Origin of the sequence: Cognatilysobacter bugurensis (genome assembly GCF_014652095.1) — a bacterium.
Classification (GTDB): Bacteria; Pseudomonadota; Gammaproteobacteria; order Xanthomonadales; family Xanthomonadaceae; genus Cognatilysobacter; species Cognatilysobacter bugurensis.
This window is the reverse complement of record NZ_BMYD01000001.1, coordinates 900,987-921,933: the sequence shown is the minus strand read 5'-3', so window position 1 is coordinate 921,933 and position 20,947 is coordinate 900,987. Positions and strand designations below refer to the sequence as shown.

The window sequence follows — 20,947 nt, the reverse complement described above, 5'->3', positions numbered from 1 at the left end:
CCGGTCGTTCGAGAACTTCTTGTTCGACTCAACGCGGAGGCACCGCGCCACGACACTCGCTGCATCCGCGCCGCGCCAGACTCGCAGTCCGCCCACAGCCGTCTGGCGCTATGTCCCCTTCGACTCCGCGCTTCTTCCGCGACCGCGACGGTCGTGTCGTCATCGGTCAGTTGCCCAACGTGCCGCTGATCGGTTGGCTCGTGCTTCGCGTCGCCGCGTGGCTGATTCCGCCGGGGCATGCCGAAAGGCTCTGCGATGCGTTCGCGGACGGCTTCATGTTCACGTGGGCGTATCTTGAGCTCGCGCGCGGCGACAGCCCGTTCCGGCGCGTGCTCGGCGCCGTCGTCTTGGCGTGGTTCGGGTTCAAGATCTGGTCTGGGACGGCCCCATAGCAGCCGTCCTGGGCAAGCGCAGGGCGCCCGTGAGGCCTGCGCCCTCAACGTGGACGAGGCGGCGCAGGCGGCGCGACGACGCCTGACGTCGACGGCGCGCGCCAGCAGGTCGGCAGCCGCGGCGTCGCGAAATAGAGGTTTCGCTTGGCACAAAAAAAGAACGCGCGTTTCCGCGCGTTCTCAGTCGATGACGAAGGCGGATGCGCCGCACGCGACCACGACGCGCGACGCATCCGGCTCCGGAGCCCGTCAGTGCGGTCGCGATGCCGCGCCCGACGACGCACTCGAGGTCGTCGATGCACCGGTCACCGCGCTCGGCGTGACCGGAGTGCTCGACGCGCTGCTTGCTCCCTGCGAATCACCGCCCTGCGGCGAGGTCACCTCGCGGCTGGCGTCCTTGATCGTGTCGGCGCCCGTGCGGGCGAATTCCTTCGCCTTGCCGGTCAGACGGTCGCTGTGCTGACCCAGCAGCTCGTCTTCCTTGCGGGTGACCGGCATCAGTGCACCGAGCAGGGCGCCGACCGCGATACCGATGCCGGCGGCGGCCATCGGGTTCTCGTTGAGCAGACGCTGCATGCCATCGTTCGCGCGGCGAGCACCGTGCTTCACAGACTGGCCGGCACTGCTGGCGCGGTCACGGACCGATCCTGCGGCGCTGCTTGCGTGGTCACGAACGGAAGTGGCCATATTGTGCGTGCCTTCACTGACGCGGCTGCCCGCGGAGCTGATCTTGTCGCGCGCGGCGTGGATCTTGTCGCGCATGCCCGACGAATCGCTGCTGCTGGACTCGTAGGTCGACGTGGTGTCGAAATCGCTCGAACCGTACGCAGTCGCGGCATACGGGGAGGCGGTCGACGTGCGGTACGACGTGCTGCGCGTCGCCGGCGAGTCATTGCGGCCGGCATACAGCCACACCAGACCGGCAGCGGTCAGAAGCGCCGGGACCGGGTTGGCCTTCACGGTGTCCGCAAGGTTGCTCGCAAACTCCTTGCCGCCGCCACTGCGCATCACGCGGTCGAACATCTCGCTCGGCGAAAGACGGTTTTCGAGGGCCGAGACGATCTGCTCGATGTTGCCGCGCTTCTGATCGATTTCGCGTTCGAGCTGTGCCGGGTCCTTATGGGATTCGGCGCGGATATTGTCCTGTGTATTCATTGCGTCCCTCCACGAATGGCGTTCTTGTCCTTACGCAGCGAGTCGACCGTGCGGTCGGGCTTCAGCGCGCTCGAGTCCATCTTCTTCTTGCCTGCCGAGACCATCGCAAAGCCGATGAGCAGGGCGCCGGCGCCGACGAGCAGGGCCGCAAGCCACGGCGCCATGACGTTGCTGAGCGCGTAGACCACCGCCATCAGCAGGATCACAAGACCCGACAGAGCAACGGCACCGCCGGTCGCGATCGAAGCCGTGGCCTCCTTGACCTCCTGCAGGTTCTCGCGCATCTCGCTCTTGGCGAGCGCGACTTCCTTGGTCAGCAGGGCAGGAACTTCGTGTGCAAGCTCGCGGAGGAGCGTGCCGATCGACGCGTCGGTGACCGGGGCGCCTGCGGTATCACGCTGCGTCACGCGGATCTGGTCGTCGCGGCTGTCGTCGAAGTTGTAGTTAGCGCCGTGGCCATTGCCATTGCCGTTGCCACTGCGCGGCGTTTCGTTGGGTCGATAGTTCATGAGCTGGTACCTCCTCGATTACTGCCCGTGCGGTTCGCGTCATCCGTCGCGGATGTGCCCGCGGAGGACGCGAGGTTGCTGCCCGGGGAGTAGTTGTTCAGGCCGGTCGTACCGCTGCCGATGCCGCTGGCGCCCGTTCCAGTCGTCGAACCGGAGCTGAGGCCTGCGTTGCTCGTGCTGCTGCCGAGGCTGCTGGAGCCGCCGGTGCTGCCCGTCGAAGCGGAGCCGGAAAGATTGGAAGAAGACGATGACGACATGCCGCCGATGCTGGAAGTCGAGCCGCCGATGCTGGAGCCCGTGCTGCTCGAGCCGGTCGCCGTTGCGCCGCCGGTGGCGCCCAGGCTCGCGGAGCCGTAGCCGCTAGAGGCGAGGTCGCTGCCTGCAGTGGAGCCGCTGGAGTAGTTGGAGCCGGTGCCGACGGAGTACTCGTCGCTGTTCGAGCTGGAGCTGCGCGAGGTGCGGTTTTCCGGGGACGTGGCGCGCGCAAAGCGTGCGAGCCCGAAGCCGACGGCAACACTGCCTGCAACGAAGAGACCGGGGTTCTCACGACCAAGACGGCCGAGCTCCTGGGCAATCTCTTCACCGCTCTTGTCGCGCAGCCGGGATGCGAAGCTGCTCAGGCCATCGGCCATGTTGCCGATGTACTGCGAGAGGCCGCCGATGTCGTCGCCTTCGAGCTCCGACGCTGCAGCGCGTGCGCTGCGAGCAATCTTTTCGATGCTCTCGGCGCCGGTCTGGCGCGCATTCTCAAGCTGACGCTTGCTCTCTTCCTTCGCCTGTCCGGCAAGCTGGGTCGCCTGCTCCTTGAGCTGGTCTCCGTTCGCGCCGTTACGCGAGTCGGTCGTACCGCCTGGGTTCTGCGTGGGTGTGGTCATAGATGCCTCCTGCTGTGGGGGATGCAGGCCGCCGCCGTTGCGGCGACCGGTCCCGGGCAATAGCCCGGGTGGATCAGCGATGCATCACTCACGCTGTGCCGGGCCGGCCGGCGTCGGAAACTGCCGCATGTGCGGCCGGGTCCGGCGAGGCAGGACGGTGACGCGGCGGGATGCGACGTCGCGTGCTGCAGTCTGATCCGTGCCCAGCATGGACCGCGACCGGTGACAAGCCCGTAAAAAAAGGCCCGCAATGCAGCGGGCCGTTTAGATCAAGGCGAGATGAAGGCCATTCGCTGCGTGATCGAATCAAATGCTCGAGCTTCAGCACGCATCATGCGTTCGCCGTCGCGTCTTCCAGGGTCGGGTAGTCGGTGTAGCCCTGTGCGCCGCCGCCATAGAACGTGCTGCGGTCTGCTGCGTTGAGCGGCGCGTTTTCCTGCAGTCGGCGGACGAGGTCCGGATTGGCGATGAAGGGAACGCCGAACGCAACTGCATTGGCGTCGCCCGATGCCACCGCGCCAATCGCCATTTCGCGGTCGTAGCCGTTGTTGACGATCCAGGCGCCGGGAAACTTCGCACGGAGGCTTTTGTAGTCGAACGGCGCCGCGTCACGCGGGCCGCCCGTTTCGCCCTCAATGATGTGGACATAAGCCAGCCCAAGCGGAGCCACGCGCTCCAGCGCGCGCTCGAACAGCGGCTGTGGGTTGCTGTCATTTGCGTCGTTCGAGCCTGTGACCGGCGAGATGCGAACACCGACACGACCGGCGCCGATCTCCCCTGTGACCGCGTGGACTACTTCGGAAAACAGCCGCGTGCGCCCTTCGATATCCCCACCGTATGCATCCGAGCGGCGATTGCTGCCGTCGCGCAGGAACTGATCGATGAGGTAGCCGTTTGCGGCATGCACCTCGACTCCGTCAAAGCCCGCCTCGATCGCGTTGCGCGCCGCACGCCGGAACTCCTCGATAACGCCGGGGATTTCATCGAGCTCGAGCGCGCGCGGCTCGGACACATCCACGAAGCCCTCGGCGGTGAACGTCTTCGTTTCTGCACGGATCGCACTCGGCGCGACAGGCACCTCGCCTTCGGGCAGCAGGCTGGTGTGCGAGATGCGCCCCACATGCCAGAGCTGCACCACGATGCGGCCGCCGCGTGCGTGCACGGCATCGGTGACCTTTCGCCAGCCCTCGATCTGCTCGCTCGAGTAGATGCCCGGCGTGTCGAGGTAGCCCTGGCCGAGCGGGCCCACCTGCGTGGCTTCGGTGATGATGAGCCCTGCGCTCGCGCGCTGGGCGTAGTAGTCGACGGCGAGCGGAGTCGGGACGCGGCCGTCCACAGCGCGGTTGCGCGTCAGCGGCGCCATCACCACGCGGTTTGCGAGCTCCAGGTCTCCGAAGCGGGCCGGGTCGAACAGAGAAGGTGTCGTGCGATCGGTCGATGTCATGCGGGTTTCCTGAAAGGGCCAGTCGAAGCCAGCGGTCCTTCCCGGGTGAGGGCAACCGGCAGCCGGCACGAGAGCAGCCGATGCAACACTGCGTCGCACGCCATCAGCGCGGATGCTTCGCAGCCTGCGCAATGACGCGCACGCCGTCTGCTGCTTCACGTACGCGGCGCAGGTCGTCATCGAGGGTGAGCGCTTGCTCCGCCCGCTCGAGCGCGAGCGCCGAACCGTGCAGCGCGGCTTTGGTGAATGTGTCATCGCCCAGTCCCGCTAACACGCCCAGCGTTTCCTGCAGGCGCACGGCCACCTCCACCGTGCCGGCGCCGTCGCGCGCAATGGGCGTGAACAGGTCGTCGAACAGCTCCAGCGCGTTCACTTCGCGCAGGTAGACGAAGGGATAGCGCGGGGGGCTGGCCGGGCCGCGCGGGGGCACCTGCGTCCACGTTGCAAGAACACGCGCGGCTCGGCCGAGCACGTCGATCGCGGTGCCGGGATCATTGACGCCTGGCGACAGCGCGCGCGACGCGATCTCCGCGAGCACGGTCAGCCCGAACCGCGGGTCTTGATCGAACGAACGCGTGTCACCGATGCTGAAAGCCTCGCAGATCTCCTTGAGGTCCTTCTCATCCGTGGGTCCTGTGACCAGCGCCAGGGGACGCCGTGGATGCACGTAGGCGCCGGGTGGCGACAGCACGTAGATGCGGATCGCGCCCTGTCGGGTGCGGTCGTGCAGCGCGTCCATGTCGACGTGCTGCACGTACCCCATCTCCGGCGCTTCGACGCGGGTGGCGTCCTGCGGTAGGTCGTCCTCGGACGGGAACGGATAGCCCCCGAGGTTCGGGTGCTCGCGCCGTTCGCGCAGCGCGCGCTCGGCGGCCTTTTCGACACGGCCGGCCGTCTGGCTCACGCGGCCGAGCTGGAGCACGTGATCGATCCAGCGCAGGAGCGTGACCACGACCAGCAGAATGACCACGAGGGTGACGATGTAGATCAGCAGACGGCCCGTGCTGCCGTAGAGCCCGGTTTGCAGTGCGATCAAGCCGACGAGGCTGTAGAGGAACGTGCCAACGAAGGTCGACAGCGCGTTCTGGGCCGTGGGGTCCTGGCTCAGCAGCCTGGTTGCGCGCGGCGTCGCGTGGCTGGTGGCCTGCGCATGGGCGGCGACGACCGTACTCAAAGAGAAGATCGTGACTGACAGCATGCTGGTCGCAATGATCGTCAGCAGCCCGTCGACGGCCTGCGCTCCGATCTTGCCCGGGATGTCCGGCGGGATGTACGGGTCGAGCATGCCGGCGACCAGCGCAGTCGCAACAGCCAGGACCGAAAACGCAGTGGCGCGGAACCAGAGCCGCCGCGTCATCTGCTGCCACAGCCAGTGCAGGCGTGAGGTCATCCGGCGCGGCGGGCGTCGATAGGTGGGGGCACGAGCGGGCGGGGCAGTGCGATCATGGACGCTTCCCGGCGGACACGGGCGCAACACATATCGCGCCGCCGGTGAGCAGGCGGCGAAGGAACCGGGCGTGTAAACGGGCGTGACGGCGCCAGTGGTAACGTGCGAGTCGAACTGTCCGCGACCTGCAGATGAACCTTTCGAACGACCTCGTCACGCCGCTCGGCCAGCTCGAGGCCGTGTGCGAGAACGCCACCGTCGCGCTGTTTGTCATGGACGAGCGGCAGCACTGCGTGTACATGAATCGCGCCGCAGAGGCGATGACCGGTTATACGCTGGCCGAAGTGCAGGGCGGGCCGCTGCACAACTACGTGCACCACACCCATGCGGACGGGACCCCGTTTCCGATCGACGAGTGTCCGATCGATCGCGCCGCGCCCCAGAACAACCATGAACAGGGCGAAGAGCTGTTCGTACACAAGGACGGGCACTTCTATCCGGTCGCGTTCACGGCCAGCCCGATCCGCAACGGTAAGCGCGTCATAGGGACCGTCATCGAGGTTCGCGACATTTCGGAAGACAAGCGACGTGAAACGGCGGATCGCGCGACGCGCGAACTTGCCGAGGTCATGCTGCGCGAGGTACGACTCGAAGCCATCGTGCAGGCAGTGACGGACACTGCGACGCGCATCACGGGCGCCCAGTTCGGTGCCTTCTTTTATAACGTCACGGACGCAGCGGGTGACCGCCTGACCTTATACGCGTTATCCGGCGTTGGCCACGAGCACTTCTCGCAGTTTCCGATGCCGCGCGCGACACCGCTGTTCGGCCCGACGTTCGAGGGCGCGGGCACGGTCCTGATCGGCGATGTTCTGCGTGATTCGCGCTACGGCAGGTGGGGCCCGCACGGCGGCATGCCCGCCGGCCATCTGCCGGTAAGGAGTTACTTGGCGGTCGCCGTGAAATCCGACAACGGCGAAGTTCTGGGCGGTCTATTCTTCGGTCATGGCGAGCCCGATGTGTTCAGTGCACGTGATGCCGGCTTCGCGGAAGCATGCGCGGCCCAGGCGGCCATCGGCGTAAGCCGTGCGCACCTGTTCAAGGCGCTGGAGGATGCGCGCGAGCGCGCCGAGGCAGAGGCCCGCGAGAAGCAGGAGCTGTACGCCGAAGCGACCCGCGCCAACGAAATGAAGGACCTGTTCCTGGCGACCGTTTCGCACGAACTGCGCACGCCGCTGACGTCGATTCTGGGCTGGAGCGACATGCTCGTCTCCGGGCGTCTCCCGCCGTCCATGGTCGACAACGCGGTGCTGACGATCTCGAGAAGCGCACGCGCGCAGGCGCAGATCGTCGAGGACCTGCTCGATATCTCCCGCATCGTGAGCGGCAAGCTGCAGCTGCATCCGCGGTGCATCTCGATCGAGCGCGTCATTGAAGCCGCGATGGAGGCGATCCAGCCTGCCGCGTTCGCGAAGGGCATCGCGCTCGAGCTCGTGGTCGCCGAGGACGTCGGCGAGATCACGGCCGATCCCGACCGCATGCAGCAGGTGGTGTGGAACCTGCTTGCGAACGCGGTGAAGTTCACGGACCGCGGACGCGTCAGCATCGGCGTCGCCCGGCAGGGCGATTGGGTCGAGATCTCCGTACGTGACACCGGGCGCGGGATCGAATCACAGTTTCTGCCGTATCTGTTCGAGCGGTTCACCCAACGCGACTCGACGAGCACGCGCGAGCACGGTGGGCTGGGACTGGGCCTTGCGATCGTGCGGCAGGTGGTGGAAACGCACGGCGGCACCGTGTCTGCGGTCAGCAACGGTTTGGGGCAAGGCGCCTGCTTCACGGTGCGGCTCCCGGTCGGCCGCAGCATGCCATTGGAGGGCGGCGAACGCGGCCCCGCCGATCGCGATGCGCGTGGCTCGGCCGAGATGACGGATGCGCTTCCGCGACTCGACGGTTGCGATGTGTTGCTCGTCGAAGACGATCCGGACTCGCGCCGGATGCTGCAGATCGTCCTTGAGATGCAGGGTGCGCGCGTGCATGCGTGTGAGAGCGCGGCGGCGGCATTGAAGGTCGCAAGCACCGAGCCCGTCAATCTCGTGGTCAGTGACATCGGCATGCCCGGCACCGACGGCTACGCCTTCATTCGCATGCTGCGCATACAGGAATCCCACGCGGGCCGCCCGCCCGCGCCCGCGGTCGCGTTGACGGCGTATGCGCAGAACAGCGATCGCGAACGCGCGCTCGATGCTGGTTTCCAGCGACACGTCGCCAAGCCCGTGCATCCCGCTGAGCTGCTTGCGGTGGTCAGCGAGCTCCGTACTGCAGCGCTGGTCTGAGTCGTCGGAGCTCGGGTCCTGTTAGCAAGGCCCGAGCATTACCGCTGCTGCGCAAGGCCGGCGGCGACTCGAAGCCCGTAATCCGCGTCGCAGGCGTGGAAGTGCTCGATCATGTGTGAGCGGATCGGCTGGTCGCAGTCGCCGAGCGCGGCAACCAGGTTGCGCACGAGTTCCTCGCGTTCGGCGGAGCTGAGGCTGCGATACGTGTCGCCCGCGTGTCGATGATTGCTGTCGTAGCCCGCGCACTGGCGCGATCCTGCGGAGAGCCGCGGTGCATTTGCCGCCCGGCGACCGGCCATCAGCTGCCGCAACTCGTCCGCGTGGGTCCGCTCTACGGCACGAGCCGCCGGCAGCGGTGTTTGTCCCGTTTCGTGCTCGACCGACACCAGGCCGTCCACGAGCGCCGACGGCTTGAACATCACCTGCTCAACCTCGGCAAAGTAGCTGCGCGGGTTGCGGTCGAGCACCACCCGGCCAATTGGGCGGAGCGGGGCGCGGCTCTTCGGCCACACTGCGGTCGGGTCGAGTGGATCGAAGTCGTCTTCTGCGCAGTCCACGTCAGTAAGCACCTGCACTGCGAGCTCCCACTCGGGCGCATCGCCTCGCGCGATTGCCTCGTGCAGGTCCTGTGTCGCGTGGTTGAAGTTGACTGCCTGCAGTGCGTCCGCTTCCGCCTGCGTCAGGTTGCCGTCGCCGTTCTTCGGCACCAGGTGGTAGCGGACGTGGGACCGGCGACCGTTCGCGTTGACCCAGGCGCCGGTCCCGAAGCCGTGCATCGACCGATAGTTCGCAGGAATGCCCCAAGGGCTGAACAACCACGTCAACATGTTCAGTGCGGACGGCGCGAAACGGATGAACTCGAACACGCGCCGCGGGTCGAGCCGGTGGGTCAGCGGCTCCGGCCGGAACGCGTGGGCAACCGACGGAAAGAGCGTGGGATCGCGCACGAAACTCACAGGCAGGCTGCTGCCGACGAAATCCCAGCGGCCGTCGTGGGTGTGGAAGCGGATCGAGAACCCGCGCGGGTCGCGCACGGTCTCCGGCCCGTGGCCCCCGTGGGCGACGGTCGAGAACCGTGTAAACACGGGTGTGCGCGCGCCGGCATGCAGGAACAGATCGGCGCGCGTGTACGCCTCGATCGGCTCATCGCCGAGGCGACCATACGCTTCAAAAAAACCGTACGCACCGGCATTGCGCGCGTGGATCACGCGGTCGACAGTGCGAAGACCGGATACGCGCGGCAGGGCATCGATCATCGGATCGATTGCTCGCGCGCCGCCGGCCGCGAACGCAGCCGCGTGACCTAACGCCACGGATTGGAACTGCCCCGCACTTCGTAAGGGGTCCGATGACGCCGCCTGGCGTCCATTTCCTGAATCGAAAGTCACGCCCAACCCCGCACGAGAGCCCACGGCCTGCGCTTGGCGTCGGCGCCAGGCAGTGCCGCGAGAGTAGGCCCCCTGGGATCAACGACGCGTGGTGAGGCTCATCTAGACGAAGCCGAGCACGGCCGCCACGGCAAGCGCGGCCGCGACGAGCACGTAGTTGAGCCAGCGCATGCGTGAAAGGGGCAGCGACCGGATCTCGTGTGATTCGAGCTCGGACGCGACCGAGCACGCGCGCCGGAACGCGAACCAGATCACTGCCGCCCCGACCAGCGCGAAGACGATGGCGACTGCCTTCGCGACCCAGACCGGCTCGAAGTCGCGCAACAAAGCCCGGAAGCCGAGCGCGACGGCGACCGCCGCCATGCCGGTGCGCATCCAGCTCGCGTACGTGCGTTCGTTTGCGAGCAGGGTGCGGTCTTCGGCGAGATCGGTGCGTTGGCCCGCCTCGCCAGGTCGCTGGCTGTTCGACTCGGATGCGTCGGTCATGGCGGCGAGGCGCTCTTACAGCGCCGGGTTACTGGAGCTTGCCGAGGCTGCTGTCGAGCGCACGCTGCAGCTTGCGGGCCGCGCCGCTGACCGCGCTGGCGACGGTCGCCGCGTCGTCCGACGCCACCACGGGTGGCCGCCCTTCCAGGCGCGCCTCGAGCAGGCAGGTCTTGTCATCGTCACCTGACTTGCCTGCATTCGTGTCGCGCAGATGAACTTCCACTCGCGTGATCTGCGTGGAAAAACGGCCGAGCGCGGATTCGAGCGTCTGCTCGACATGGCGAACGACGGAGGGATCGTGCTGGATGTTGTGGTCCGTGTTGAGCTGAATGTGCATCGGCAACTCCTATTGATGGCCGCGTGGGGCGCGACGCGGATGGTTAATTCGAGTGCGGGCGCGAAACCGCGACGCCGCATAGATTCCAGGGGTACAAGCGTTCGTGTAGGAGGGCAGGGCCAGCGGCGTTGAATGCGTCGACGGCGATCTCCCCGCGCCGCGAGCGGCGCAGGAGGTGATCGCTGTCGCCCGAGTGTCGAAGCTTGGCCCCGGCGTGGCTCGGCGAAGGATCGCTGCAATGGCTCAAGTTCCTACCTCCTGCCGCGAATCCGGTCGACGCCCGAGATGGCGCACGCCGGAGCCCGGCTTGGATCAGGCTGCCGCGCAGGAGGTCAATGCAACGTGACTCGTATGAACGGCTGTTGGGCGGGGCGCGGTGCTGAAACGGAGCCCTTGGGGCGGCGTCTCGGACATCCGCTGACTGCGGGACCACAAACAACCGGTGCGATCAAGGCGCGCATTCGCGGCGAGCGCCGTCGGCCGGCTTTCTACGACCTGCGGCCAGGGGTTCAAACGCGCCAGGCGCAGCGGGCTGCCGGCGCAGCGCTCTTGGCCCGGCTTTGCCTGTTCGGGCGGCTGGAGCAGGGTGAGACCCGCGTCAAGTTGTGGTGCTCCCTGCCGATAGGGTGAAGGAGAATTCGAATGGATTCCTGTGAACGGCCGATCACAATGAGCCAGACCGTTTGCCGCGCGTCCGAGGCGGCGCGGCACCGCGCTCGGTCACCATGGCGCCGGCTTGCGGCGGCAGGGGTGCGCGCCGTCCTCCATGTGTCACACGGAACACTTGCATGAATGCCGCCGTCCGCGAATTCCGCATCAGCGTGCTCGGTCTCGAGCGCGGGATGTTTGTTGCGCGGCTCGACCGCCCGTGGCTCGGCACCGGCTTTCCGCTCGAAGGCGTCGCAGTGCGGACGGACGAAGAGGTCGAGCGGCTCCGCCGCATGTGCTCGTACGTCTATGTCGACCCCGCGCGCGGCCGCTCACCAGAGCTCAGATATGTCTCGCTCGGCGAGGAACCGGTCGTCCAGCGTGCGCGCGGCGAAGAGGAGATCGAGGCGCTCCGGCACACCCGCTGGAACGTGACGGCCGACTTTCATGAGGAGGCCGTCCGAGCGGAAACCTCGCACGCGCTCCTCCAACAGGGCGTGGGCGAAGTGATGCGCGACCTGCAGAGTGGCAAGAAGCTCGACCTGCAGAAGCTTGCAGACGGCGTGGACACGATGATCGAGTCGATCACTCGCAACCCCGCGGCGTTCCCGTGGATCATGGAGTTGCGGCGCACCTGTGATTACGCCTACCAGCATGCGCTCGGTTGCTCGGTCTGGATCGCTACCTTCGGCCGCCATCTCGGGCTGGATCGCGACGATCTGCGCGAACTCGCGATCGGCGGCCTGCTCTGCGATGTCGGCAAAGTGCGCCTGCCCCAGGCGCTGCTCGTAAAGCGAGGACCGCTGGCCACCAGCGACGTCGCGCAGCTGCGCAGCCACGTGGACGAAAGCGTACGAATCGTCGAGAGCACCGAGGGTATTACCTCGCGAATTGTGCAGATGGTGGCCGGCCACCACGAGCGGCACGACGGCAGCGGGTACCCACATGGCCTCGGCGCGCTCGAGATTCCGATTTACGCGCGGATCGCGGGGTTGATCGACAGCTTCGACGCGATGACCAGCGTGCGCCCTTATGCGCCCAGCCGCTCGCCTCACCAGGCGATCATGGAGCTCTACCAGAGCCGCGACAGCCTGTTCCAGGCCGAACTCGTCGAGCAGTTCATCCGGGCATGTGGCATCTATCCGACCGGGTCTCTCGTGGAACTCAGCGACGGCACGGTCGGCGTGGTTATGTCCGTCAACGCATGGCGGCGGCTGCGGCCCGTGGTGATGCTGTTGCTGGGCGCCGACAAGCTGCCGCTGCGGGAGTTCCGCCGACTGGATCTGGGCGAAGTGCTGATCGACGACCGCGGCCAGCCCCTGAACATCCGCGGCGGACTGCCGCGCGGCGCACACGGGATCGACCCGGCAGCGCTCTTTCTCGACTGACTGGAGCGACGCCGTGGACCCCATGCACGACGCGCTCACCGGGCTGCGAAACCGCAGCAACTTCATGTCGCTGTTGCGGCGTTGCGTAACCGTCTCCAACGAGCAGCGCGCGACGACGGCGCTCATCGTCGTCGACATCGATCAGTTCGCGCAGTTCAACAACGTCCAGGGCTTCGAGCTCGGCGACCGCATGCTCAAGCATCTCTCGGAGTTGATACAGCAGGTCGCGCGCGGACACGACTACACGGCGCGCATCGGCGACAACCGGTTCGCGATCATTCTCAATCGGGTGCTCAACCGGGGGCACGTCGAGCTTGCGGTGCAGAAGCTGTTCCGCCTGCTCGAGGTGCCCTACCAGGGCGAGAGCACGCGTTTCCGCGTGCCGGTGACGCTCGGCATCGCCCTGTGCCCGATGCACGCGACCCAGTCCGAGATGCTGCTGCGACGTGCGGAGGCTGCCCTCGCGCGGGCACGGGTCGCGGGTCTTCGCCATGACTACGCACCGCAAATCTCGGGCGATCTCGACATCTCGGCGATGTGGGACCTCGAGATCCAGCTGACCGGCGCGATCGAGCGCGGCGAGATGAGCCTGCATTACCAGCCGCAGGTGCGCCCCTCGGACCGGCGATTCATGGGTGCCGAAGCGCTGATGCGCTGGAACAGCCCGTCGCGCGGGCCGGTTTCGCCTGATGTGTTCATCCCGATCGCTGAACGCACGGGCCAGATCCGTGCGCTGACGACGTGGGCGCTCAACATGGCGCTCCGTCAGGCCGCGGAATGGGAGTGCGACGCCCCGGTCACTGTCTCGGTCAACCTGCCAGGCACGCTTGCGACGCAGGCCGACCTGCCCGAACTCGTCGAGGCGGCGTTGAAGCTGTGGGGCAGCGAGCGGGTTCAACCGGTGCTCGAAGTGACCGAGAGTTCGCTGATGGATGCCGAGCGCGCGTTTGCCTCGCTCGCGCAGCTGCGCTCACTGGGCGTGCGGATCTCGATCGACGACTTTGGCACCGGCTACTCGTGCCTGGCGTACTTCAAATCCATTCCCGCCGACGAGCTGAAGATCGACAAGTCGTTCGTGCGCGAGCTGCTCACCGATCGCGCCAACGCCGACATCGTGCGCCTGATCGTCGATCTTTCCCGTCGCTTCGGTCTGAGCGTGGCCGCCGAGGGTGTGGAGGACGAGGCGACGTTCGATGCGCTCCGGGAAATCGGCTGCGACATCGTGCAGGGCTATCTGGTGGGGCGCCCGATGCCGTCGGCGCAGCTGCGCGAGTGGCTTGCAACGCAGGCGCCACTGTCCGCCTGAGGTTGCCCGCGACCGACTCGTTCGGTCGCCACGCGGCCTCAGGGCTTGTTGTCCGACCGCGGCTTCGTCGGATTGACAGGCTGCCCGACGCTGCCGGACAGGTTCTGCTGGAACTCCTTCCACATCGTCAGATTGCGCTCGGTCAGCTGATTCATCAGCGTCCAGGGCGTCTGCCCGAGCACGCTGCCCACCTGGCTGCGGAACTGCTGCTGCTGATCGAGGAACAGCTGCATCGACTTCTCGAGGTAGGTGCCCATGAAGCCCTGCATCGAATCGCCGTAGAAACGGATGATCTGGCTCAGGAGCTGGGTCGACAGCACCGGCTCGCCGTCCTGCTCGTGCTCGGCGATGATCTGCAGGAGCACCTGCCGCGTGAGGTCATCGCCCGAACGCGCGTCGCGCACTTCGAACTCCTCGCCGTCGACGATGAGTTGCCGAACGTCTTCGACCGTGATGTAGCTCGAAATCTCGGTGTCGTAGAGGCGGCGGTTCGGGTATTTCTTGATGACGCGGATCGAAGCCATCTTGCGCGTGCCTGGGGCGTGGTGCCTTGCAGCATGGCCCAGCGTCCCCGGCGCTTGCAACATTGGCGCGGCCGCGAAGCCGCTTTGCGCTGAGCCGTTCACGCCGGCGCCCACGCGACTCGCGCAGGACGCCGGCATTGCGCTCGTTACCAGCCCATGTACTGCCCGCCGTTCGCGGACAGGTTCGCGCCAGTGATCCAGCTGGCTTCATCAGGCACGAAGAACGCGACGGCATAGGCGATCTCGTCCGGCGTGCCGAGCCGGCCGGTCGGAATCTGGGCGACGATCTTGTTGCGCACTTCTTCCGGCACCGCCATGACCATGTCCGTGCCGATGTAGCCGGGGGAGACGGTGTTCACGGTGATCCCGAAGCGCGCGTTCTCCTGCGCGAGCGAAATCGTGAAGCCGTGCATGCCGGCCTTCGACGCCGCGTAGTTCGCCTGACCGTACTGGCCCTTCTGGCCATTGATCGAGCTGATCTGGACGATGCGGCCCCACTTGCGCTCGCGCATGCCATCGATCACGGGACGCGTGACGTTGAACACCGAGCCCAGGTTCGTGCGGATGACCTCGTCCCACTGGTCAAACGACATCTTGTGGAACGTCGTGTCCCGGGTGATGCCCGCGTTGTTGACCAGGATGTCGATCGGCCCGATCTGGCGTTCGGCCTCGCGCACCATCTGCTCCGCATTCTCGGGCGAGGACACGTCGCCCTGCGCCAACGCCACGTCGAAGCCTTGATCCTTCATGCGCTGCTGCCAGGCGCGCGCCTTGGCCTCGTCACGATAGTTCGTGGCGACGCGATGACCCATGCGGGCCAGGCGACAGATGATTGCGGTGCCGATACCGCCGGTCCCGCCGGTGACGAGTGCTGCGCGTGATTCCATCGACTGCGTGCTCCTGTGGCCGGAAGATTGTGATCAGTATGTGTTCACGCTTATGAACACTTTGTGTCAGTGGACGCCTGGTTGTCACGCGGCAGGCGCGCGGGGTCGAAGCGCAGCCGTGCTTCCGCGAGCCAACACGCCGTGTCGTCAGCCGCGAACGGGCGCTGGCCCAGCCGTCTCCAGGCAGCCCCGAGCGCGTCGAGCGGCCGCGTCGGGTCGACGGCCCCGGCGCCTTCCGATTTCGAGAGCTTTCGGCCGGCTCCGTCGGTCACCAGCGGCAAGTGCATGTAGCGAGGCGTGGGCACCCCGAGCGCGCGCTGCAGGAGGATCTGTCGTGGCGTGGACTCGAGGAGGTCCGCGCCTCGCACGACGTCGGTGATGCCCTGTGCTGCATCGTCGACGACGACCGCGAGCTGGTATGCCCAGAATCCGTCGGCGCGTCGCAGCACGAAGTCGCCGACAGCAATGGCGACGTCCTGGCGCTGCGCGCCGCACAGTCCGTCGTCGAACTCGACGACCGCGCTGTCGGGCACCTTCAGACGAACCGCCGGATCCGGGCGCCGCCGCGCCGCAACGCACCGGCGGTGCACGCCGCCGGCCGCCGCGAGGGCGCTCCGGCTGCAATGGCATTCGAACGCAAGTCCAGACGCAAGCAGGCGATCGAGCGCCTGCGCATAGAGTTCGCTCCGCGCGCTTTGGGACGTGACCGGAACATCGGAATGCAAGCGGCAGGCTGCGAGCATTGCGAGCTGGCGCTGGGCCGCGCCGGGCACCTCTCGCGGGGGGTCAAGATCCTCGATCCGCACCCGCCATTCGCCCCCCGCGTGGCGCGCGAGCAACCAGCTGCCCAGGGCGGCGACCATCGACCCCGCATGCAGGTCGCCGGTCGGCGACGGCGCGAAGCGGCCGCGATAGCGCGGCCGTGAGAGGTTGTCGCGGTCGAGGGGAAGGGGGGCTGAAGGCAAGCGGCGTCGAAACGGGCGGTGGCTTGAATTCCGCGGGAGCCTGCCACATTTCCACCTCGACCGCGCATGGGGCGCACTCGGGTGGCGACGATGTTCGAGCGTGTTGGATTGTTCCTGCTCACGAATCTCGCGGTGCTCGCGTTGCTGAGCATTGTCATGGCCGTGCTGCGGGCCTTCGGATTCGATTTCGGTGGCAACGGCGGGTTGCTTGCGATGGCCGCGGTCTTCGGATTCGGCGGTTCGCTCGTGTCGTTGATGATGTCGAAGTGGGTGGCGAAGCGGATGACCGGCGCCCACGTGATCGACCAGCCGCGGAACGAGCTCGAGCAGTGGTTGGTGTCGACGGTCCGCCGGCAGGCGGACGGTGCAGGCATCGCCATGCCTGAGGTCGCGATCTATGACGCGCCGGAGATCAACGCGTTCGCGACCGGCCCAAGCCGTAACAACGCCCTGATTGCGGTGTCGACGGGCTTGCTTCGCGGGATGGAGCGCGACGAGGCCGAAGCGGTGCTCGCGCACGAGGTCAGCCACGTCGCGAACGGCGACATGGTGACGATGGCGCTGATCCAGGGCGTGCTCAATACGTTCGTGATCTTCCTCGCGCGCGTCGTCGGGCGCGTGGTCGACGGCTACCTCAACGGCAATCGCGAAGGCGGCCCCGGGCTGGGCTACTTCGCGATCGTGTTCGTGCTGGACCTCGTTTTCGGCCTGTTCGCGAGCGTCATTGCGATGTGGTTCTCGCGCCACCGCGAGTTCCGTGCCGACGCCGGCGGAGCCAGTTTGGCGGGGCGCGAGAAGATGCTTGCTGCCTTGCAGCGCCTCTCGCGCACGTACGGCGAAACGACGCTGCCCAAGCAGGTCGCGGCGTTCGGCATCAGCGGCGGCGTCGCGCACGGGCTGCGCCGACTATTCATGACGCACCCGCCGCTGGAGGAGCGCATCGAGGTGCTGCGCCGGGCAGAGCTTCCGGCGCATCGAGGGCGGATCGTCGGCTGATCGCGGTCCCGAAATGAAAACGCCCGCGCGAGCGGGCGTTTTCACATGCGTCGACGCCGGGCCGTCAGAACTCGTAGTCGAGGTCGGGGCCGGCCGGCGCAAGGAAGTAACCCTGCGCGTAGTCGACGCCCGCCGAGAACAGGGAAGACATCGTGCTCGCATCGCGCACGAAGTCCACGATCGTCTGCTTGCCCAGGCCGCCGGCCTTCTGCGCCATCTCCCGCAGGCGCTTTTGCTGCTCGGGGTTCGTCGCCAGGCCCTCGGTGAAGCTGCGGTCGACCTTCAGGAGCGCGACGTCGACGTGGCTCAGCAGCTGGAACGAGTTGAGACCGGCGCCGAACTGTTCGAGCCCCAGGCGCACGCCGAACCGCGCGAGCTGCGAGAGGAACTCCTGCGTCTGACGCAGGTGCGTGAACACCTTCGACTCCGGCAGCTGCAGCACCAGCAGGCTGCCGTCCGCGCCGTGCTTGCCGAGTTGTTCCTCGATATGCCGGACCAGGCTGTCGTCCTGTAGCGAGCCCTGCGTAATCTTGACCAGAAGCGTCGAGCGGCGCCCGGCGCGCAGGCGCTCGCCGATCACCCGGATTGCCTCGGCCACCACCCAGCGGTCGATTTCCCACAGCAGGCCGTGTTCCTCCGCAATCTGCAGGAACTGCATCGGCGCGACCGTCTCGCCTATGTCACCGCGCAAGCGCAGGTACGCCTCGTACATCTCGCCCGGGTCCCCGTGCAGGCTGACCAGCGGCTGGTAGTGCATGAGGAAACGGTCGGAATCGAGCGCCTCGCGGATCCGTCCGACCCAGGCCTCGATGCGCTCTTCCTCGGCGCGATCGACGGCGCCGGGATCGAACAGTTCGACCCGGTCGCCGCCCACGCCGATCATCTGTTGCAGGCCCTGGCTGGCCTTCGCGAGCACTTGCGACAGGCTGGCGATCTTCTCGCCGATCTGCACGCCGCCGATGCTGACGGTCACATTGAGCGAGCGGTCGTCCGTCTCGAGCACGTGGTCGGCGAAGGCAGCGCGGATCGCTTCGGCGCGATTCGCCGTGGCCGTGTGGGTGCTGTTGCGGCTGAGCACGGCGAACTGGTGTTCGCCGAAGCGTGCAGCGACGTCGTCCGGCCCCAGCGCCCCCCGCAGACGCTGCGCGAACGCGGCAACGACGCGGTCCGCGGCGTCGAGGCCGATCTCATTGAGCAGCCGCCCGTAGTGATCAGGCTCGATGAGCACGAAGCCGTGGTGCGACGCGTTCTGCGCGGCATCGGCAACGGTGTCCTCGAGCGCCCGCAGGAATGTCGGCCGGTTGAGCAGGCCGGTGACCTGGTCGCGCTGGCGGAGTTCCTCCACCTCGCGGGCGAGCTCCGGGTCCAACTCCTGCCGGCGGAAGACGAGCTGCACGCACTGCTCGCCCTCGTACTGGGCAGGGCTGAACTCCATCACGGCTGGGAACGGGTGGCCTTCGAGCGTGCGTGCCTCGACTTCGTACCGCGGCGGCGGTGCTTCGCCCTTCGAAAGTTTCTTCAGCAGCGCCTTGAAGCCGTCGACGTGGCTGGGCGCGATCATGTCGAGCAGGGACATTCCTTCCACGTCCTCGAACGACTCGTACCCGAACGTCTCGAGGTAGGCGGAGTTCGCTCGGATGTGCATGCCTTCGTGGATGTAGGCGATCGGGTCGCGCGAGGACTCGATGAGCGCGTCGCAGCGGCGCTCGGTCTCGCGCACCTGCGCCTCGAGACGGCGCAACGCGCGGCGCGCTTCGAGATCGGTCCACTCGGTCTTGATGACTGCGACGACGTGGTCGAGCCGCTCGCGCAGCACCACGTTCCGGGCCCCGAGCTCATGCGCATCCAGCAACGCCGCATCGTCGACGCGGTCGAGCAGCATGAGCACCGGAAGGTCCTTCGCGCTCGCGGCAACGCGCTGCAGCAGCGCCTCGACCGAAACGGTGCGTGCCTGTCGCGCCGCGATGATCAGATCGAGCGGCTGTCCGGACAGCAATGCAGCGAGCTCGTCCTCGCCCTCGGGCCGCGAGGGGCGTACGGCGATGCCCTGGTTGCGCAGCGCGCTGACGATCGACTCCGCGGCCTCGACGTTGTCGTCGACGACCAGCAGCCGCAACACCGCGTCTTTTCCGAACTGCATCCGGTACCTCCGTGGACGGGTTATGGCACGAAGCGCAGACGGGCGTCCATCCGAGCTTCGTTACAGCGGGCGCTTCCCGGGGTCGCCCGCCACCTCGCGCACGAGGCGAGGCACGAGATAGCCTGATAGCCGCGCGGCGAGCTCCGCATGGAGCGCGCGCGCGCGGGCGTCGTCGACTTCGAAATGCGCTGCGCCCTGCACCCGATCGAGCTGGTGCAGGTAATACGGCAGCACGCCTGCTTCATAGGCGCGCTCGCTGAGCGCCGCAAGCGCATCGACCGAATCGTTGACGCCTCGCAAAAGCACCGCCTGGTTGAGCAGGGTGACGCCCGCACCGCGCAGCCTTCTGGACGCGTTATCGACGGACGCGTCGAATTCCTGAGCGTGGTTCGCATGCAGCACCACCGCAACGGGCCAGGGCAGCGCCGCGATCCACGCGAGCAGTTCGTCGTCCACTCGCTCCGGCAGTACAACCGGCAGGCGCGTGTGGATGCGCAGTCGGCGCACGTGCGGCACGACGGCCAGCGCGGCGGTGAGTTCGCGCAACTTGCGCGTCGACAGCGACCATGGGTCGCCGCCCGACAGGATCACCTCGTCGATTGACGTGTCCGCTGCGATCGCATCGATCGCGCCCGCCCAGTTCGCGGCCGCCGCCGTCTCGTCGGCATAAGGGAAGTGGCGACGGAAGCAGTAGCGGCAGTTGACCGCGCAGCTGCCGGTCGCGACGAGGAGGGCACGGCCGCGGTATTTGCGAATCACCCCATCGGCGGCCTTCGCAGCCGCATCGCCGACCGCGTCGAGCACGAAACCGGGCGCCGGTCGCAGTTCGTCGTCGAGCGGCAGCACCTGGCGCAGCAGCGGGTCGTACGCGTCGCCGCGCCGCATACGGGCGGCGAACCCGCGCGGCACGCGCATCGCGAACTGCGCGGCCGCCTCGTCGCTGATGGACAACGCGGCTGCGTCGAGATCGAGCAGGGCAAGCAGCTCGCGCGGGTCCCGGATCGCGTCCCGCCACAGCGCCTGCCAGCGCGCGGAGGCGCCGGCGGGCAGGGCATCGGGCTGCAGGGGCAGGGGGGCTGCGGGTATCATGCCGGTCCGTTTTTTGCGTGCGACGGCCAACCGCGGCCGCGCAGCCCGGCATTCTAGCCGCGGCGTCGCCTGACTCGGCGGCGACATCCCATCTCAATCAGGAGTTTGCAATGGCCACCCTCGGCATGAACGACGTCAAGACCGGACAGAAGATCCTGGTCAACAACGATCCGTGCGTGATCACGGAAACGGAGTACGTCAAGCCGGGCAAGGGCCAGGCATTCACGCGCATCAAGTACCGCAGCATCAAGTCAGGTCGCGTCGTTGAGTTGACCATGAAGGCGACCGACAACCTCGAGGTCGCCGACGTGATGGACACCGACATGCAGTACCTCTACAGCGATGGCGAGTACTGGCACTTCATGAACCCGGAGTCGTTCGAGCAGGTGCAGGCCGACAAGGCCGGCATGGGCGGCGCCGAGAAGTGGCTCAAGGGCGAGGAGGAGTGCGTCGTCACGTTGTGGAACGGCACTCCGATCTTCGTGCAGCCGCCGAACTTCGTTGAGCTCAAGATCACCGAGACCGACCCGGGCGTCCGCGGCGATACCTCGGGCGGCGGTGGCAAGCCGGCCACGCTCGAGACCGGCGCCGTCGTGCGCGTGCCGCTGTTCGTGGGCACGGACGAAACCATCAAGGTTGACACGCGCTCGGGCGACTATGTGAGCCGCGTCAAGTAAGTTTCTTGCGGCCGCATC

At 67.1% G+C, this 20,947-nt stretch carries 19 protein-coding genes; 6 read left to right on the top strand and 13 right to left on the bottom strand.

Annotated elements, in window-relative coordinates:
* Positions 1 to 110: 110 nt before the first annotated feature.
* Positions 111 to 392, top strand: coding sequence for a hypothetical protein (locus tag IE075_RS04205; protein WP_189453598.1), 282 nt, complete (start codon positions 111 to 113; stop codon positions 390 to 392).
* 249 nt (positions 393 to 641) lie between these two features.
* Here IE075_RS04205 and IE075_RS04200 read toward each other — a convergent pair whose 3' ends face one another.
* The 5 genes from IE075_RS04200 to IE075_RS04180 all read right to left on the bottom strand — a co-directional run bounded on the left by IE075_RS04200 (position 642) and on the right by IE075_RS04180 (position 5,765).
* The gene (locus IE075_RS04200; protein WP_189453596.1) at positions 642 to 1,547 is read right to left on the bottom strand and encodes a DUF3618 domain-containing protein; all 906 of its coding nucleotides are present in this window, start codon (positions 1,545 to 1,547) and stop codon (positions 642 to 644) included.
* Entirely contained in the window at positions 1,544 to 2,056 is a 513-nt protein-coding gene (locus IE075_RS04195) for a phage holin family protein (protein WP_189453595.1), read from the bottom strand. Before IE075_RS04195 ends, IE075_RS04200 begins: the two co-directional genes overlap by 4 nt.
* Positions 2,053 to 2,931, bottom strand: a complete 879-nt coding sequence (locus IE075_RS04190) for a hypothetical protein (protein ID WP_189453592.1) — start codon at positions 2,929 to 2,931, stop codon at positions 2,053 to 2,055. The genes IE075_RS04195 and IE075_RS04190 overlap by 4 nt, the downstream gene beginning before the upstream one ends.
* 331 nt (positions 2,932 to 3,262) lie before the next feature.
* Positions 3,263 to 4,375, bottom strand: coding sequence for an alkene reductase (locus IE075_RS04185; protein ID WP_229792305.1), 1,113 nt, complete (start codon positions 4,373 to 4,375; stop codon positions 3,263 to 3,265).
* Positions 4,376 to 4,478: 103 nt separating this feature from the next.
* Positions 4,479 to 5,765 (bottom strand): DUF2254 domain-containing protein, encoded by a 1,287-nt coding sequence (locus IE075_RS04180; RefSeq protein WP_189453587.1) that lies wholly within the window; start codon positions 5,763 to 5,765, stop codon positions 4,479 to 4,481.
* A gap of 188 nt (positions 5,766 to 5,953) precedes the next feature.
* Between IE075_RS04180 and IE075_RS04175 the strand changes: the two genes are divergently transcribed.
* On the top strand, positions 5,954 to 8,098 hold the full coding sequence (locus IE075_RS04175) for a PAS domain-containing hybrid sensor histidine kinase/response regulator (protein WP_189453585.1): 2,145 nt from the start codon (positions 5,954 to 5,956) through the stop codon (positions 8,096 to 8,098).
* Positions 8,099 to 8,136: 38 nt separating this feature from the next.
* On the opposite strand, the gene IE075_RS04170 is transcribed toward IE075_RS04175, so the two are convergent.
* The 3 genes from IE075_RS04170 to IE075_RS04160 all read right to left on the bottom strand — a co-directional run bounded on the left by IE075_RS04170 (position 8,137) and on the right by IE075_RS04160 (position 10,309).
* A complete protein-coding gene (locus IE075_RS04170; RefSeq protein ID WP_189453583.1) occupies positions 8,137 to 9,354 on the bottom strand; it encodes a catalase in 1,218 nt (405 codons plus the stop codon).
* Positions 9,355 to 9,588: 234 nt separating this feature from the next.
* Positions 9,589 to 9,972: a YidH family protein gene (locus tag IE075_RS04165; protein WP_189453581.1), complete on the bottom strand. Its 384-nt coding sequence runs from the start codon at positions 9,970 to 9,972 to the stop codon at positions 9,589 to 9,591.
* Positions 9,973 to 10,000: 28 nt separating this feature from the next.
* Complete coding sequence (locus IE075_RS04160; protein ID WP_189453579.1) at positions 10,001 to 10,309, bottom strand: HPF/RaiA family ribosome-associated protein; 309 nt, start codon at positions 10,307 to 10,309, stop codon at positions 10,001 to 10,003.
* 788 nt (positions 10,310 to 11,097) lie between these two features.
* On the opposite strand from IE075_RS04160, the gene IE075_RS04155 reads away from it, so the two are divergent.
* Positions 11,098 to 12,345 carry an HD-GYP domain-containing protein gene (locus tag IE075_RS04155; RefSeq protein ID WP_189453577.1) on the top strand — a complete coding sequence of 416 codons (1,248 nt, stop codon included), beginning with the start codon at positions 11,098 to 11,100 and terminating at the stop codon, positions 12,343 to 12,345.
* A gap of 22 nt (positions 12,346 to 12,367) precedes the next feature.
* Positions 12,368 to 13,651, top strand: coding sequence for a putative bifunctional diguanylate cyclase/phosphodiesterase (locus IE075_RS04150; RefSeq protein ID WP_229792371.1), 1,284 nt, complete (start codon positions 12,368 to 12,370; stop codon positions 13,649 to 13,651).
* 38 nt (positions 13,652 to 13,689) lie between these two features.
* Here IE075_RS04150 and phaR read toward each other — a convergent pair whose 3' ends face one another.
* The 3 genes from phaR to gluQRS form a co-directional block, all read right to left on the bottom strand.
* Positions 13,690 to 14,175, bottom strand: coding sequence for a polyhydroxyalkanoate synthesis repressor PhaR (phaR, locus tag IE075_RS04145; protein WP_189453573.1), 486 nt, complete (start codon positions 14,173 to 14,175; stop codon positions 13,690 to 13,692).
* A 146-nt stretch (positions 14,176 to 14,321) separates the two neighbouring features.
* The gene (gene phbB, locus IE075_RS04140; RefSeq protein ID WP_189453571.1) at positions 14,322 to 15,062 is read right to left on the bottom strand and encodes an acetoacetyl-CoA reductase; all 741 of its coding nucleotides are present in this window, start codon (positions 15,060 to 15,062) and stop codon (positions 14,322 to 14,324) included.
* A 50-nt stretch (positions 15,063 to 15,112) separates the two neighbouring features.
* Positions 15,113 to 16,027 (bottom strand): tRNA glutamyl-Q(34) synthetase GluQRS, encoded by a 915-nt coding sequence (gluQRS, locus tag IE075_RS04135; protein ID WP_189453569.1) that lies wholly within the window; start codon positions 16,025 to 16,027, stop codon positions 15,113 to 15,115.
* 90 nt (positions 16,028 to 16,117) lie between these two features.
* Between gluQRS and htpX the strand changes: the two genes are divergently transcribed.
* Positions 16,118 to 17,023, top strand: a complete 906-nt coding sequence (gene htpX / locus IE075_RS04130; protein WP_189453567.1) for a protease HtpX — start codon at positions 16,118 to 16,120, stop codon at positions 17,021 to 17,023.
* 64 nt (positions 17,024 to 17,087) lie between these two features.
* Here htpX and IE075_RS04125 read toward each other — a convergent pair whose 3' ends face one another.
* Together IE075_RS04125 and epmB are read right to left on the bottom strand one after the other, a co-directional pair.
* Positions 17,088 to 19,163, bottom strand: coding sequence for a GGDEF/EAL domain-containing response regulator (locus tag IE075_RS04125; RefSeq protein ID WP_189453565.1), 2,076 nt, complete (start codon positions 19,161 to 19,163; stop codon positions 17,088 to 17,090).
* A gap of 60 nt (positions 19,164 to 19,223) precedes the next feature.
* A complete protein-coding gene (gene epmB, locus IE075_RS04120; protein ID WP_189453563.1) occupies positions 19,224 to 20,252 on the bottom strand; it encodes an EF-P beta-lysylation protein EpmB in 1,029 nt (342 codons plus the stop codon).
* A 110-nt stretch (positions 20,253 to 20,362) separates the two neighbouring features.
* Between epmB and efp the strand changes: the two genes are divergently transcribed.
* Positions 20,363 to 20,929: an elongation factor P gene (efp, locus tag IE075_RS04115; protein WP_189453562.1), complete on the top strand. Its 567-nt coding sequence runs from the start codon at positions 20,363 to 20,365 to the stop codon at positions 20,927 to 20,929.
* Positions 20,930 to 20,947: the final 18 nt, after the last annotated feature.

Excerpts from the sequence above, each read along its gene's own strand:
- epmB (WP_189453563.1), bottom strand. The coding sequence starts at position 20,252 with ATGATACCCGCAGCCCCCCTGCCCCTGCAGCCCGATGCCCTGCCCGCC.
- IE075_RS04190 (WP_189453592.1), bottom strand. The coding sequence starts at position 2,931 with ATGACCACACCCACGCAGAACCCAGGCGGTACGACCGACTCGCGTAAC.
- IE075_RS04195 (WP_189453595.1), bottom strand. The coding sequence starts at position 2,056 with ATGAACTATCGACCCAACGAAACGCCGCGCAGTGGCAACGGCAATGGC.
- IE075_RS04165 (WP_189453581.1), bottom strand. The coding sequence starts at position 9,972 with ATGACCGACGCATCCGAGTCGAACAGCCAGCGACCTGGCGAGGCGGGC.
- htpX (WP_189453567.1), top strand. The coding sequence starts at position 16,118 with ATGTTCGAGCGTGTTGGATTGTTCCTGCTCACGAATCTCGCGGTGCTC.
- IE075_RS04180 (WP_189453587.1), bottom strand. The coding sequence starts at position 5,765 with ATGACCTCACGCCTGCACTGGCTGTGGCAGCAGATGACGCGGCGGCTC.
- IE075_RS04185 (WP_229792305.1), bottom strand. The coding sequence starts at position 4,375 with ATGACATCGACCGATCGCACGACACCTTCTCTGTTCGACCCGGCCCGC.
- IE075_RS04155 (WP_189453577.1), top strand. The coding sequence starts at position 11,098 with ATGAATGCCGCCGTCCGCGAATTCCGCATCAGCGTGCTCGGTCTCGAG.
- phaR (WP_189453573.1), bottom strand. The coding sequence starts at position 14,175 with ATGGCTTCGATCCGCGTCATCAAGAAATACCCGAACCGCCGCCTCTAC.
- IE075_RS04200 (WP_189453596.1), bottom strand. The coding sequence starts at position 1,547 with ATGAATACACAGGACAATATCCGCGCCGAATCCCATAAGGACCCGGCA.
- IE075_RS04205 (WP_189453598.1), top strand. The coding sequence starts at position 111 with ATGTCCCCTTCGACTCCGCGCTTCTTCCGCGACCGCGACGGTCGTGTC.
- IE075_RS04170 (WP_189453583.1), bottom strand. The coding sequence starts at position 9,354 with ATGATCGATGCCCTGCCGCGCGTATCCGGTCTTCGCACTGTCGACCGC.
- efp (WP_189453562.1), top strand. The coding sequence starts at position 20,363 with ATGGCCACCCTCGGCATGAACGACGTCAAGACCGGACAGAAGATCCTG.
- phbB (WP_189453571.1), bottom strand. The coding sequence starts at position 15,062 with ATGGAATCACGCGCAGCACTCGTCACCGGCGGGACCGGCGGTATCGGC.
- IE075_RS04150 (WP_229792371.1), top strand. The coding sequence starts at position 12,368 with ATGCACGACGCGCTCACCGGGCTGCGAAACCGCAGCAACTTCATGTCG.
- IE075_RS04160 (WP_189453579.1), bottom strand. The coding sequence starts at position 10,309 with ATGCACATTCAGCTCAACACGGACCACAACATCCAGCACGATCCCTCC.
- IE075_RS04125 (WP_189453565.1), bottom strand. The coding sequence starts at position 19,163 with ATGCAGTTCGGAAAAGACGCGGTGTTGCGGCTGCTGGTCGTCGACGAC.
- IE075_RS04175 (WP_189453585.1), top strand. The coding sequence starts at position 5,954 with ATGAACCTTTCGAACGACCTCGTCACGCCGCTCGGCCAGCTCGAGGCC.